The sequence below is a fragment of the Psychrobacter piechaudii genome, assembly GCF_900162825.1.
GTDB classification, from domain to species: Bacteria; Pseudomonadota; Gammaproteobacteria; order Pseudomonadales; family Moraxellaceae; genus Psychrobacter; species Psychrobacter piechaudii.
The window spans coordinates 1-289 of record NZ_FUGE01000283.1 but is presented as its reverse complement, the minus strand read 5'-3'; the positions used below and the strand labels follow the sequence as shown (position 1 = coordinate 289).

Here is a 289-nt window from a genome sequence, read left to right as displayed (position 1 = left end):
TTTACCGAACTGGTAAATCATTATCCCCCTGACAAACTACGTGAATTCGCTGATGCCGCTAGTAAATTTGTGTAGATACCTATGCACTTCAGGGGGTGGATATAAGGCGACACACACTGTCGTAAGAAGTCGTTAAAGGGTTGTAAGCTAAAATTAATCTTGCCATACTGAATATATGAAAACACTCAAGCTACGCATTAAAGACAAACACATAAAAGAGCTGAATCATCTAAGCGGTTCAGTGAATTATGCGTGGAACTATGTTAATGCGTTAAGCTTTGAGCATTTA

Annotated in this window: 1 pseudogene; it reads left to right on the top strand. The window is 38.8% G+C overall.

From position 1 onward, the window contains the following. Window positions 1-175: 175 nt before the first annotated feature. A pseudogene (locus A1019T_RS13825) lies at window positions 176-289 on the top strand (RNA-guided endonuclease InsQ/TnpB family protein); the annotation flags it as partial.